Source organism: Stappia sp. (genome assembly GCF_965276915.1).
In the GTDB taxonomy this organism is placed as follows: domain Bacteria; phylum Pseudomonadota; class Alphaproteobacteria; order Rhizobiales; family Stappiaceae; genus Stappia.
On record NZ_OZ255709.1, the window covers coordinates 2407030 to 2419323 of the forward strand.

Annotated in this window: 8 protein-coding genes and 1 riboswitch; of the genes, 6 read left to right on the forward strand and 2 right to left on the reverse strand. The window is 68.3% G+C overall.

Annotation, left to right across the window (positions count from 1 at the left end; translation table 11 throughout):
* Nucleotides 1-13 precede the first annotated feature (13 nt).
* The 3 genes from ACQY46_RS11270 (at nucleotide 14) to ACQY46_RS11280 (ending at nucleotide 5708) form a co-directional block, all read left to right on the forward strand.
* Entirely contained in the window at nucleotides 14-1003 is a 990-nt protein-coding gene (locus ACQY46_RS11270) for an efflux RND transporter periplasmic adaptor subunit (protein ID WP_428700326.1), read from the forward strand.
* Nucleotides 1000-4221 (forward strand): efflux RND transporter permease subunit, encoded by a 3222-nt coding sequence (locus ACQY46_RS11275; protein WP_428700327.1) that lies wholly within the window; start codon nucleotides 1000-1002, stop codon nucleotides 4219-4221. The genes ACQY46_RS11270 and ACQY46_RS11275 overlap by 4 nt, the downstream gene beginning before the upstream one ends.
* A gap of 171 nt (nucleotides 4222-4392) precedes the next feature.
* A riboswitch (SAM riboswitch) is annotated at nucleotides 4393-4472 on the forward strand.
* A gap of 42 nt (nucleotides 4473-4514) precedes the next feature.
* The gene (locus tag ACQY46_RS11280) at nucleotides 4515-5708 is read left to right on the forward strand and encodes an O-succinylhomoserine sulfhydrylase (protein WP_428700328.1); all 1194 of its coding nucleotides are present in this window, start codon (nucleotides 4515-4517) and stop codon (nucleotides 5706-5708) included.
* A 3-nt stretch (nucleotides 5709-5711) separates the two neighbouring features.
* Here the strand turns inward: ACQY46_RS11280 and ACQY46_RS11285 are convergent, their stop codons facing one another.
* Entirely contained in the window at nucleotides 5712-6317 is a 606-nt protein-coding gene (locus tag ACQY46_RS11285; protein ID WP_428700329.1) for a CDP-alcohol phosphatidyltransferase family protein, read from the reverse strand.
* Between the two features lie 295 nt (nucleotides 6318-6612).
* On the opposite strand from ACQY46_RS11285, the gene apaG reads away from it, so the two are divergent.
* From apaG to ACQY46_RS11300, 3 genes are all read left to right on the forward strand, one after another.
* Complete coding sequence (gene apaG, locus ACQY46_RS11290) at nucleotides 6613-7005, forward strand: Co2+/Mg2+ efflux protein ApaG (RefSeq protein ID WP_428700330.1); 393 nt, start codon at nucleotides 6613-6615, stop codon at nucleotides 7003-7005.
* A 304-nt stretch (nucleotides 7006-7309) separates the two neighbouring features.
* Entirely contained in the window at nucleotides 7310-9397 is a 2088-nt protein-coding gene (locus ACQY46_RS11295; protein ID WP_428700473.1) for a putative bifunctional diguanylate cyclase/phosphodiesterase, read from the forward strand.
* A gap of 155 nt (nucleotides 9398-9552) precedes the next feature.
* Nucleotides 9553-11670 (forward strand): putative bifunctional diguanylate cyclase/phosphodiesterase, encoded by a 2118-nt coding sequence (locus tag ACQY46_RS11300; protein WP_428700331.1) that lies wholly within the window; start codon nucleotides 9553-9555, stop codon nucleotides 11668-11670.
* A gap of 7 nt (nucleotides 11671-11677) precedes the next feature.
* On the opposite strand, the gene ACQY46_RS11305 is transcribed toward ACQY46_RS11300, so the two are convergent.
* Nucleotides 11678-12094 carry a tellurite resistance TerB family protein gene (locus ACQY46_RS11305; protein ID WP_428700332.1) on the reverse strand — a complete coding sequence of 139 codons (417 nt, stop codon included), beginning with the start codon at nucleotides 12092-12094 and terminating at the stop codon, nucleotides 11678-11680.
* Between the last annotated feature and the right edge of the window lie 200 nt (nucleotides 12095-12294).

The window sequence follows — 12294 nt, forward strand, 5'->3', positions numbered from 1 at the left end:
GGGAGTTGCTTCGATGACGCCTCGTTCCACCGCGCTTGCGGCCGCCTGTGCCGGCGGCCTGATGCTCGCCGCCCTTTCGGCGTCCGCGCTTGCCGCCTCGCTGGTCGTCGAGCCGCGCATGGTGACGGAGTGGAAGGCGGTCTTCGGCCAGGTCGAGGCCCGCGACGAGGTGCCCGCGCGGGCGCGCATCGGCGGCACGCTGGCCACGCTCGAGGTCGAGGAGGGCGACACGGTCGCCGCCGGCGCGCGCATCGCCGTCGTCAGCGACGAGAAGATCGCCTTCCGCACCGCCGCCATCGAGGCGCGGCTCAGGGCGCTGCAAAGCCAGCTTGCCAATGCCGAGGCGGAGCTGGCAAGGGCCGAGACCCTTGTTGAGCGCGGCGTCGCCACCCGCCAGCGGGTCGACCAGCTCGCCACCGCCGCCGAGGTGGTGCGCAACGAGATCTCGGCCGCCACCGCCGAGCGCTCGGTCGTCGTCCAGCAGGGCGAGGAGGGCGCCGTGCTGGCGCCGGCCGCCGGCCGCATTCTCAAGGTTCCCGTCACGCGCGGCGCGGTCATCCTGCCCGGCGAGACCGTGGCGGTGCTGGGCAGCGGCGGCACCTTCCTGCGCCTGTCGGTTCCCGAGCGCCACGCCGTCCGCCTGGAGGAGGGCGCGGATATCGAGATCGAGACCGGAGGCGGGCTCTCCCCCGGCCGGCTCGCCAAGATCTACCCGACCATCGAGAACGGCCGTGTCGTCGCCGATGTCGAGGTGCCCGGCCTTGACGCGACCTTCATCAACGCCCGTCTCCTGGTTCGCCTGCCGGTCGGGGAGCGATCCGCGCTCCTGCTGCCGCCGGCCGCCATCGTCACCCGCGCCGGCCTCGACTTCGTCCGCCTGCGCGTGGGGGAGGGCGAGGTGGAGCGCACCGTGCTCACCGGCGGTGCCGTCCGCCATGACGGCGAGACCCATGTGGAGATCCTCACCGGCCTGAAGCCCGGCGACGAGCTGGTCCTTCCATGACGACACCATCCGGGACGACGCCATCCGGCGGCCTCGGCATCGCGGGCGGGCTGACCCGCGCCTTCATCGCCTCGCCGCTCACCCCCCTGTTCCTACTCGCCGCCCTCGCGCTCGGGCTGATCGCCCTCGTCTCGCTGCCGCGCGAGGAGGAGCCGCAGATCTCTGTGCCGATGGTCGATATCCATGTGCGCGCCGACGGGCTCAAGGCCGCCGACGCGGTCAAGCTCGTCACCGAACCGCTGGAGACCATCGTCAAGGGCATCGACGGCGTCGAGCACGTCTATTCGCAGACCCGTGACGATCAGGTGATGCTGACGGCGCGCTTCCTCGTCGGCACCTCGTCCGACGCCGCCGTCTTGCGCGTGCATGACAGGATCCGCGCCAACATGGACCGCATCCCGGTCGGAATTCCCGAGCCGCTGGTCGTCGGGCGCGGCATCGACGATGTCGCCATCGTCGCGCTGACGCTGTCCGCCGCCCCGGGCTCCGGGGTCGAGGTGACGCCGGCCGATCTCTCGCGCGTTGCCCGCGAATTGCAGGTGGAACTCGCCAAGGTCGAGAATGTCGGACTGACCTATCTGGTCGGCGCGGTGGACGAGGCGCTGCGCATTGCCCCCGATCCGGAGAAGCTGGCGCTCTACGGCGTCACCCTGCAGCAGCTCGCCGGCAAGGTCGGGGGCGCCAACCGGGCCTTTCCGGCCGGCCGCATCCGCGACGCCGGCGCCGACGTGACGCTCGTTGCCGGCGAGACGCTGTCGAGCCCGGAGGAGATCGGCAATCTGGTGCTCACCACCCGCGACGGCCGGCCGGTCTATGTGCGCGACGTCGCCGATGTCGCGCTGGCCTCGGAAAGCGATGCGCTGACCGCCAGGGTGACGCGTGCGGGCGACGGCGCATTGCGCCGCGTGCCGGCGGTGACGCTGGCCATTGCCAAGCGCGCCGGGTCGAACGCGGTGACGGTCGCGGAGGCGATCCTTCACCGGGTCGAGATGCTGAAAGGCCCGCTGGTGCCCGAAACGATGACGGTGACCGTCACCCGCGACTATGGCGAGACGGCCAACGAGAAGGCCAACGAACTCCTCTTCCATCTCGGCCTTGCGACCCTGTCGATCATCGCCCTCGCCTGGGTGGCGATCGGCCGGCGCGAGGCGCTGGTGGTGGCCGTGGTCATTCCCGTGACCATCCTGCTGACGCTGTTCGCCGCCAGCGTGATGGGCTACACGCTCAACCGCGTCTCGCTTTTCGCGCTGATCTTTTCCATCGGCATCCTCGTCGACGACGCGATCGTGGTGATCGAGAACATCGCCCGCCACTGGGCGATGGGCGACGGCCGTCCGCGCCGCCAGGCGGCGATCGAGGCGGTGGCCGAGGTCGGCAACCCGACCATCGTGGCAACGCTGACCGTCGTCGCCGCGCTGCTGCCGATGCTTTTCGTCTCCGGCCTGATGGGCCCCTATATGAGCCCGATCCCGGCCAATGCCTCTGCGGCGATGATCTTTTCCTTCTTCGTCGCGGTCACGGTGACGCCCTGGCTGATGATGAAGACGGCCGGCGCCGCGCCGGCGCATCACGCGGGCGGCGAGGATGCCGGCAGCGGCGGCCGTCTCGGTCGCGCCTATCTCGCCGTCGCCCGGCCGGTGCTCGCCAGCAAGGCGCGAAGCTGGGTCTTCCTGCTGCTGGTCGGCGCGGCGACGCTCGGCTCGATGACGCTGTTTGCGACGAAGGACGTGACGGTCAAGCTGCTGCCTTTCGACAACAAGTCGGAGCTAGCCGTGATGATCGACCTGCCGGAGGGCTCCTCCGTCGAGGCGACGGACGCGGTGGCGCAGGCGGTGGCCCGCGCGGTGCTGGGCCTGCCGGAAGTGGCGATGGCGACCACCCATGCCGGCACGGCGGCGCCCTTCGATTTCAACGGCCTCGTCCGCCATAGCTACCTGCGCGCCGAGCCGCAGCTTGGCGATGTCTCCCTGGTGCTTGCGCCGAAGGGCGAGCGCGCCCGCGCGAGCCATGCCATCGCCCTCGACATCCGCACCCGGCTTGCCGCGCTCGACGTGCCCGTCGGCACCTCGCTGAAAGTGGTCGAGCCGCCGCCGGGGCCGCCGGTCATGGCGACGCTGCTTGCCGAGATCTACGGACCGGATGCCGAGACGCGCCGGGCCGTCGCCGAGAAGGTGCGCGAGGCCTTCGCCTCGGTTCCCTTCATCGTCGATGTCGATGACAGTTTCGGCGTGCCGGCGCCGCGCAAGCGGGTCACGGTGTCGACCGACGAGCTCGACTTCTTCCGGGTCGGGGAGGGCGATGTGTTCGACACGCTGGCGCTGCTCGGCACCGGCCGGACGGTCGGCTATTCCCACCGCGGCGAAGGGCGCCAGCCGCTGCCGATCCGCATCGAGCGGCCGCGCGGCGAAAGACTGCTCGACGAGCGCGCGCTGGCAACCCCGATCCCGGCCAACGTGCTGCCCGGCAGCGCCGCCATCGTCGAGCTCGGCGACGTGGTGCGGGTGCGCGAGGAGACGGCCTCCCACCCGCTCTTCCGCCACAACGGCCGTTTCGCCGAGATGGTGACGGGCGAGCTTGCCGGCGCCTACGAGGCACCGCTCTACGGCATGATCGCGGTTGGCGAGGCGCTCGACGCCATCGACTGGGGCGACCTGCCGAAGCCGGTCGTCCGCCTCAACGGCCAGCCGGAGGACGAAAGCGCCGTGACGCTTCTGTGGGACGGCGAATGGGAGGTCACCTGGGTCACCTTCCGCGACATGGGCGCGGCCTTCATGGTGGCGCTGGTCGGCATCTACATTCTCGTCGTCGCCCAGTTCGGCTCCTTCAAGGTGCCGCTCGTCATCCTGACGCCGATCCCGCTCACCTTCATCGGCATTCTCGGCGGCCACTGGCTGTTCGGCGCGCCGTTCTCGGCGACCTCGATGATCGGCTTCATCGCGCTTGCCGGCATCATCGTGCGCAACTCGATCCTGCTGGTCGATTTCATCCGCCATGCGCGGCAGCCCGACCGGCCGCTGACCGAGGTGCTGCTGCTCGCCGGCGCGATCCGCTTCAAGCCGATCCTGCTGACCGCGCTCGCCGCGATGATCGGCGCCGCCGTGATCCTCACCGATCCGATCTTCCAGGGGCTGGCGATCTCGCTGCTCTTCGGCCTTGCCTCCTCGACCCTGCTCACCGTGCTGGTGATCCCGGCGATCTACCGGGTGCTCAGGACGTAAGGGGAGGCCTCCGCTGCTCCCCCCTCTGCCGGCTTTGCCGGCATCTCCCCCTCAAGGGGGGGAGAGGGGAGTGTGCGGCATGGCTGTGTGCCATTGCGGGCGCCTCTCCCCGAGGTCGTTCGCCTTCTGCAAGGAAAGTTGACGCGCCTTGCGCCGTGGACTATCAAAACTTCCGTACTTCGTGGTGATTTGGGCCGGCCGGCTTGCAGCCACGTTAAACAAGTCGCTAAACAGGCCGGGTTTGCGAAAACCCCGGTCCGTACAAGGCCGGGGTTTTGCATTTGGAGAGCAGAATGACGACAAAATCGCACGGCTGGCACCCGGAAACGATCCTGGTTCACGGTGGCACGACCCGCTCGCCCTTCGGAGAGACCTCCGAGGCGATGTTCCTGACCCAGGGCTTTGTCTACGAGACCGCCGAGGCGGCCGAGGCCCGCTTCAACGGCGAGGATCCGGGTTTCGTCTACTCGCGCTACGCCAATCCGACCGTCGCCATGTTCGAGAACCGCATCGCCGCTCTCGAAGGCGCGGAAGCCGCGCGCGGCACCGCCAGCGGCATGGCCGCCGTCAATCTCGCTCTCATGGCCTGCTGCAAGGCCGGCGATCATGTCGTCGCCGCCAAGGCGCTGTTCGGCTCCTGCCGCTACATCGTCGAGACGCTGCTGCCGCGCTTCGGGGTGACGTCGACGCTGGTCGACGGCACCGACCTCGATGCCTGGCGCGCCGCCATCCGGCCGGAAACCGTCGCCTGCTTCCTGGAAAGCCCGACCAATCCGACGCTCGAGGTGATCGACATCGCCGCCGTCGCCGACATGGCGCATGCGGTCGGCGCGAAGCTGATCGTCGACAATGTCTTTGCAACGCCGCTCTGGCAGTCGCCGTTCGAGCTGGGCGCCGACATCGTCGTCTATTCCGCGACCAAGCATATCGACGGGCAGGGCCGGTGCCTTGGCGGCGTCGTGCTCGGCAGCGAGGAGTTCATCACCGACGAGGTGATGCCCTTCATGAAGCATACCGGGCCGGCGATGAGCCCGTTCAACGCCTGGGTGCTGCTCAAGGGGCTGGAGACGCTGCCCTTGCGCGTCGAGCGCCAGACCCGCACCGCCGCGCGTCTCGCCGATGTGCTGGCCGAGCATCCGGCCGTCGCCCGGCTGATCTATCCCGGCCGCGACGACCACCCGCAGGCGGAGCTTGCCCGCCGGCAAATGAAGTCCGGCTCGACGATGATCGCGCTCGAGGTGGCCGGCGGCAAGGAGGGGGCGTTCCGCTTCTGCAACGCGCTGAAGATCGTCAGGATGTCCAACAACCTGGGCGATGCCAAGAGCCTCGTCACCCATCCGGCGACGACGACCCACCAGAGCCTGGCGGAAGAGGCGCGTGCCGAACTGGGCATCGGCGAGAGCCTGTTGCGCCTGTCGGTCGGGCTCGAACACGAGGACGATCTGGCCGCCGACCTGCTCACCGCGCTCGACACCGTGCGCGGCTGAGGTTCAGGACAGCATCCGGGCCACCAGCACGACCCGCGACACGGCGGAGACGACGCAGATGGCGGCGAAGCCATAGGCCAGCACCGCGAACCATTGCGGGAACAGGCACATGGCGAGAAACACCGCGATCGTCTCCGCCCCCTCGGCAAGCCCGCCGAGATAGTAGAGCGACTTCGCCCCTTGCACGTCGGTGGTGATGCCGCGCTTCGCCGCCATCACCGAGAAGCCGAGAAAGCTGGCGCCGTTCATGTAGAAGGCGAGCAGCAGCGCTGCGGCGGCAAGCGCGTTGTCGGCGCCGTTCTGGACGGCGAAGGCGAAGGGAATCGCCCCGTAGAAGAAGAAATCCAGCACGATGTCCAGATAACCGCCGCGATCGGTCCTGGCGCCGGCCCGGGCGACGGCGCCGTCGAGCCCGTCGGCCAGCCGGTTGGCGAGGATCAGCAAGGCGCCCGCCAGCATCGCGCCGCAGGCGATCGAGGCGGCCGCACACAGCCCGCAGGCAAAGCCGGCAAGGGTGACGGCATCGGCGCTGACGCCGGCACGCGCCAGCCGGCCGCCGGCCGCGTCGAGCGGCGGGTCGATCAGCGGCCTGAGGCGTGCGTCGAACATCGGTGAACCCCTTTCGCGGCCGGCACCGCCGGCTGCCCTGGTGCCCGGCCGGCACCGCCGGCTGCCCTGGTGCCCGGCCGGCGCAGGCCGGCTGCGTTGGTCTCAGATGACCCAGACGCCGGGGCAAGGCAAGCACGCTGCGCTCACAAGCGCATCACCCGCTGGCACAAGCGCGTGTCCGAAAACCCCCGGCAGGTTTTGCAAGGGGTGAAAAATCCGCGATTCCGGTATAGATTACAGACGGCTGAAGCGTGCGTGCGGATTGGCGCGAGCACGCCTTGCGGTGGAGCGAAACATGTACCGGGCGGTCACGCACGATATCCAGGTCACGGTCGAGCCGCAGTATCTGGCGGAGGAATCCGACCCCGCGGACGGGCGGTATTTCTGGGCCTATAACGTCGATATCGTCAATCTGGGCATGGACACGGTGCGCCTGCGCGCCCGGCACTGGCGCATCGTCGACGCGGTCGGGCACCTCGAGGAGGTGCGCGGTCTCGGCGTCGTCGGCGAACAGCCCGTGCTCGCCCCCGGCGAACGCTTCGAATACACCTCCGGCTGCCCCTTGCGCACCAGTTCCGGGATGATGGCCGGCTCCTACCAGATGGAGACGACGGACGGCGAGCGATTCGATGTCGACATCCCCGCCTTCTCGCTCGACATCCCCGGAGAGGTCCGCAGCGTAAACTAGGACGTGAGCCCGGCCGGGCCGCCCTTCTTCCGTCCGCTCCTTGCGATGAGGGGCATCCGGTTGCGCGCGCAACCGGTTTCGCGTGCATTCGACTTGGCTTCAACTGGTTTCGGTTCGGATTTCGACTGGACCGGCGCCGGATTCGCATCCCCGTAACCATGGCTCTTAAAACAAACGTAATGATGCAGGGGGCAATCTGGCGAAACGGCTTTATGCTGTTACGGCACGAGTACTTGGGTGTAGGATTCGTGCAGGTGTTTCGCATCGGCGGAAATGCGGGAAGGAGCCAGCCAGCGTGGCGTCCATGGGCAATACGATCAGCGGCGCGGGGGATGTGGCATTCCATTTGTCCGGCCCGCAGGCCAGCGCCTTCGGCGCGGCGTTCCATGTTTCCCCGGTCCGGATGCTCTATTGCGACAGGAACCTCGTCATCCGCGAGGTCAACGCCGTCTGCCTGCAGGTCGACGGGCTGAGCCGCAGCGAGGTGATCGGCCGTTCGCTGGGAGATGTCTACGGAGCGGCGATCGTCGATGCCCGCCGCCCCAATATCGAGGCGGTGCTGCGCGGGGAGCCGCAATCGACGGTCGAATGGGGTCTGCGCCGGGCGACGCGGGGCCGGTTGCTGCGCATCCGCCACGAGCCGGTCTGGGACGCCGCGGGCGAGGTCATCGGCTTTCTGCTGATGATGGAGGACAAGACCCACCTGCACGAACTGGAACAGCGCGTGTCCATGCAGGAGGACGTCATCCGGCAGACGTCGGACGCGCTCGCCGTGGTCGGGGCCGACTATCGCTACCACTGGGTCAATCCCGCCTATGCGATGATCTGGAGGCGGGCGCCGGAAGAGGTGATCGGCCTGACGGTGCCCGACATCATCGGCGCCGAAGGGTTTCGCCAGCGGGTGTTGCCGCGGCTGACCTCCTGCTTCAACGGCGAGGCGACGCAGTACGAGTTCGCCTGGCCGAACGGCAAGGGAAGCGACACGCAATACGCGGTACGGCTGGAACCGCTGCGCGACGAGAACGGCGACATCGTCGGCGCCGTCGTCAACATGCGCGACATCACCGAAGCGGCCATCCTCAACCAGCGCCTGCGACGCCAGGCGCTGGAGGACGCGCTCACCGGGCTGGCCAACCGCTATGCGCTGGAGGCCGAACTGGCGCGCCGGATCGACCTTTGCCTGCAGGCCGGCACGGATTGCGGCACCCGTTACGGCACGGCGCTGCTTCTCGTCGACCTCGACGACTTCAAGGTGGTCAACGACCTTGCCGGCCATGTCGCCGGCGACGCCCTGCTGCGACAGGTGGCAAGCCTCCTGCGCTCGCTGGACCAGACGGCCTTCATCGCCCGGCTGGGCGGCGACGAATTCGCATTCCTGGTCGATGCGCTCGACGAGACCGGCGCGGCGCGTCTTGCCGACCGGGTCGTCGCGAGCGTCGAGGGAACCGGCTTCGTGTGGAAGGGCGAGCGCTATTCGGCCGGTGCGAGCGTCGGCGTCGCCCTGCTCGACGTGGAGGCCTTCGCCGCCGGGACCCCGTCCGTTCACGACATCATCAACTGGGCCGACAGGGCCTGCCTCGTGTCCAAGGAAAAGGGCGGCGCACGCGTGTCGGTCTTTCATCCCGAAGACGGCGAGATGCAGGCCCGCTTCGAGGAGATCGGCAACCTGCAGGTGGTCCAGGCCGCCTTGAAGGAGGGACGTTTCGCCCTGCATGTCATGCCGATCGCCCCTGTCGACGGCCGCAGCAAGCCCTGGCACGAGGTGTTGCTGCGGGTCATCGGCGAGGACGGCCGGGCACTGCCGCCGCAAGTGTTCATCACCGCCGCCGAGCGGCACGGGCTGATGAACCGGGTCGACCGCTGGGTGGTGGAGACCGCGCTTGCGCGCATGCCGGCCCTGCCGCAGGACGTCCGGCTGACGATCAACCTGTCGGGCCAGTCGGTCGGCGATCCCATCTTCCGCGACTTCCTGCTGGCGGCGTTGGACGAGGCGGGCATCGGGGCGGGGCGCCTTGCCTTCGAGATCACCGAAACATCGGCCGTGCGCTCGATGGAAACCGCCCTCGACATGATCGCGGCGCTCAAGCAGCGGGGACACGGGGTGATCCTCGACGATTTCGGCTCGGGCCTGTCGTCCTTCGGCTATCTGCGCCATTTCGATGTCGACATGCTGAAGATCGACGGCAATATCATCGGCAATGTCCGCGAGGACGAGGTGCAGCAGACCATCGTCGCCGGCATTGTCGCGGTGGCCGAGGCGATGCGCATTCGCGTGGTGGCCGAGTATGTCGAGGACGAGGCGACGCTGGAGACCTTGCGCGAGCTCGGGGTCAGTCTCGTGCAGGGCTATTTCGTGGGGATGCCCACCCCCTGGGACGAGGTGTTCTGCTGATGGTATCCGCAACACCGCGCGATGCGCGGCGCGCATTGTGGTGCTAGCCCTGGACGTTGCAGGTGCATGGCCCGCAGCTGCGTTCCATCCGATGCCCACACTCCGGCCAGCGAGTTGAAGCCATGGCGGTAAAGCGCAACGGACCCGATCCCGACATGAGTGACGTCGCCTCCGCAACGACAACGCTGCCGCGCGGCGCCGCCCTTTCCGGCAGGACGCAGGCCGGGGACTGGCCGCTTCCGATCGACCGCGATGTCCTGCACCAGGCCATCATCGACATCAACCGCGCGGGCATTTTCGTCTGCGACCGCAGCTACCGCATCTGGGATGTCGACGGGGCCTTTCTCGACATGGAGGGACTGGGCCGCGAGGATGTCATCGGCAAGCATGTCGAGGAGGTCCTGGGGCCGCGCGTCTTCGTCCTGCGCAAGGGCAATATCGACGACGCCTTCGAGGGCCGCCCGTCCCGCATCCGGGCAAAGGGCATCCGTTCCCACACCCGGGACAAGCTGCTCGACGTCTATTTCCAGCCTGTCGCGGGACCCGACGGACGGGTCGCCTGCGTGATTTCGGCCGCCCGCGACGTCAGCCATTTCCAGGCGATCAACGACCGGCTGTCCCTGCACGAGGAGATCGTCCGCCAGACGACCGACCGCATCTCGGTGATCGGCACGGATTTCCGCTACAAGTTCACCAACGCCGCCAACGCCGCCTATTACGGCAGGCGGCCGGAGGAGTTCGTCGGGCTGCACGTCTCCGAACTGATCGGAAGCGAGCGCTTCGGCGGCCGCGCGCGTGCCCATTTCGAGGCCTGTTTCTGCGGCCAGTCGACCGAATACGAGCATGAAATGGTCGACACGCAGGGCGAGACCCGCTTCCTGCGCGTGCGCATGGATCCCTATCGCGACGAGAACGGCCAGCTGACGGCGGCCATCGTCGTGTTGCGCGACGTCACCGCCGCGAGCCTCATGGCAAGCGAGATGCGGCGCCAGGCGCGCGAGGATGCCCTGACCGGCCTGGCCAACCGGCATGCGCTGCAGGCGGATCTCGAGGCCCTGCTGGAACGTGTCGAGCTGGGCGGGGCGGGTTCGGCGCTGATCACCGTCGATCTCGACGACTTCAAGGTCGTCAACGACATTTCCGGGCATAGCGGCGGCGATGCGCTGCTGTGCCAGATCGCCGACATGCTGCGCACCTTCGAGCAGCCCGGTAAGGTGCGCTGCGCAAGGCTTGGCGGCGACGAGTTCGCGGTCGTCCAGGAGGGGGGCGACGAGGAGGCGGCGCGCGATCTCGCCAACCGGATCGTCGCCAACCTGGTCGCCATGCGCTTCGTGTGGAACGGCGACAGCCATGTCGTCAGCGCAAGTGTCGGCATCGCCACGATCGAGCCCGAACCCCGTGGCGATCTGCCCAAGACCGTCTACGAACTGCTCAACCGCGCCGACCAGGCCTGTCTCTACGCCAAGGAGATCGGCGGGGCTCGTGCCGTCGTCTATCGTCCGGACGATGCGGAAATGGTCGCCCGGCGAACCGATATCGGCAATCTCCAGATCCTCCAGCAGTCGCTGGAATTCGGCCGCTTCCAGCTTCACACGATGCCGATCCGGCCGCTCGACGGAACCCGCGCGCCCATGCTCGAGGTGCTGCTGCGTTTCCTTGACGACGAGGGGCGGGTGGTCGCTCCGGCAGCCCTGATCGGCTCGGCCGAGCGCCACGGCCTGATGCCGCAGGTCGACCGCCGGGTGGTGGAGACGGCGCTCGACAATATCGGCCGGATCGAGGAAGGCACGCTGCTGTCGATCAACCTTTCGGGACGCTCGGTCGGCGATCCGCAGTTCAAGGATTTCCTGCTGGAGGCGCTGGACGCGCGGCCCGGCGCGGCGCGGCGGGTCTGTTTCGAGATCACCGAGACGGCGGCCGTGCGCAGCATGGCGACGGCACAGGCGCTCACCTTCGCCCTGCGCGAGCGCGGTTGCGGGATCATTCTCGACGATTTCGGCTCGGGCCTGTCGTCCTTCGCCTATCTGCGCCAGTTCCGCATCGACAGCCTGAAGATCGACGGCGCCATCATCGGCGATGTCGTCCACGACGAGTTGCAGCAGACCATCGTTGCCGGGATCGTGGCGATCGCCCGCAAGATCGGCGTCGGCGTGATCGCCGAATATGTCGAGGACGAGAAGACGCTGGACATGCTGCGCGGCCTGGGCGTCACCCAGGTGCAGGGCTATCACATCGGCAAGCCGGCGCCGTGGGTCGGCACCGGCCTGGCGTGACCGCGCCTCAGGCGCCGGTGCGGTAGCGCGCCTGCGCGCCGCGCTCGATGGCGGCGACCGTCAGCTTGTCGAGGCCGAGCGTGTCGCGCAGCATCTGCAGCATGCGCAGTTCCTCCTGCGCCACGGTGACGTCCGCCACCGCGATTTCAACCGCCAGCGCGTAGGCCGTGTCGGCATAGCCCGCCGGCACGCTGTCGGCGATCAGGGCGAAGGTCGCCGACATGCCGTTCTCCGCCTGCAGGCGCTCGCCGCAGTCCTGGGCGACCGGAACCAGCCGCTCCGGGTCGAAATTCTTGAAGACAGGCAGCGTCTTGATCAGTTCGCCGATCGAATGCAGCTCCTTGTCGGTCATGCTGCTGTCGGAGGCGGAGACCATCACCATCACGTAGATCAGGGCTTCCTGCAGGCTTACACGCTCACTCATCTGGGATCTCGGCCTTTTCTCGCTCATCCATGAAGCTCCCTTCAGGTAACGGGATGGCGAGGGGATCGCAACCCTGCGATTCTACGGGGCTGCGCTCCGGGGTCCCGCCATTTTTTGTGCGGTGCAGGTTTCGTTTGCCGCGGGCTTGGATTAGTGTCCGCGCGCGCCCGCACTTGTCCTCCGGCGTCGCCGCCCGGGCA